A 1480-nucleotide genomic window follows, 5' to 3' on the forward strand; every position below is an offset into this window, starting at 1 on the left:
AGTGAACGCAGCCATCCAGCATTTCCGCAGGTCACACACGCTGAGGTGAGGTCAGAGAAAACCGGCGTAACGAATGGTCGCCGGGAACCGGCCGGCCGCCGTCGCACAGGCATGCCCCGCAGCGTCCTGCTCGCTCCCCGCCCGCCGCGGGTGGACGTCGCGCCGTCGCCCGTCTCCCGACGTCGAAGCCACGCATCCCTTCAGCCCGAAGTCCGCGGCTTGGCGTTCGCCGCGCGCCAGCGTCGAGCGGCAGGGCTGGGCAAGCTCACCGCGCTGCGGCGCGGGTGTCATGCGGGTTGGGTGAGGCCTAGGCGGGGGCGGTGGAGGGTGTAGCGGGTGGCGGCCTCGATGCCGAGTCCAAACAGCTCGCAGATCAGCCGGACGTCCGCGCCGGCGGCTTGGACTTCATGGACAATGCGGTCGCTGCGGATCAAGTGGCTGGACAACGGGTGCTGCCGGTACAGGTAGGGGCGGCTGACAGGAGTAGTGGAGGTGGCCGAGCGGCTGGTGAGAAAGAGATGGGGGTTGGCGGTGTGAGGCCAGCGGGCGGCGCGGTGGGCCAGGTAGGCATCCAGGCGAATACGGGCGGGTTCGGCCAGCAGAATCGTGCGGTCGGGCAGGTACAGGCGGGCGGCCTCGATGTCGCGGGCGTCGGCCAGGGTGAGGTGGCGGATCTCGCCGGAGCGCACGGCGTGGAAGGCGAGCAGGGTGGTGACGGCGGCCCGGACGGGGTCGGGGCCGGTCAGGTCTTCGCGGATGAGGGTGAGGTCGGCCAGGAGCGGGATGGTCGCGGTGGGGGTGCCGACGCGGAGATGGACGGCCGGATCGCGTGGGGTGAGCTGGTGGGCTTTGAGGGTGCGGAAGATGGCGCGCAGTCCGCCGGCGGTGTGGGTGTAGTTGCTGCCGGTGAGGCGGGCGGCGGCCAGGTGCTGGGCGAGCTGTGGGGCGGTGACGTCGGCGAGGTCGTGGGTGCCGGCGGCGGCGATGCGGGTGAGGACGGGCAGGGCGAAGTGCAGGTTGTGGCGGGCGGTGTTCTGGGAGCGTGCCTGGGTGCGGGGGTGCTGGTGGTGGCCGTGCAGGCGGATCGTCAGCCAGTGGCGCAGCTGGTCGGTCATCGGCCGGGGCAGCTGAGCTGTGGTGCGGGTGAACCAGGCGTCGACAGCCGGGGATCGGTCTCTACGGCGCACCCTGCTCGTGTGGCTTGCGGCCTAGTTCGGCAGGCACCAGCGGGGTGTTGACCATACGGTCGCCATGAGCGCTCCTGACAGGAACAGCGTTCCTTGCATGGCCCCGCGCACCGACGCGCGCGCGGGGCCATGCAACGTGTGGGGGCGTGTTCCTGTCGAACACCAAAAGCAGACGCACCACACTCACCCCTGACAAACTCCGGCAACTACACGATCTGCCTCAGCGACTGGATCGCCGCGAGGCAATGCCAGCGCAAGAGGATGTCCGCGCATCCCGGTCCGGGAATGTCATG

1 protein-coding gene is annotated in these 1480 nt (G+C 70.2%); it reads right to left on the bottom strand.

Features of this window, described 5'->3' with window-relative positions:
- Nucleotides 1-287 precede the first annotated feature (287 nt).
- Nucleotides 288-1187, bottom strand: coding sequence for a hypothetical protein (locus ACWFR4_RS48890; protein ID WP_453658461.1), 900 nt, complete (start codon nt 1185-1187; stop codon nt 288-290).
- Nucleotides 1188-1480 lie beyond the last annotated feature (293 nt).

Source organism: Streptomyces sp. NPDC055140 (genome assembly GCF_053607285.1).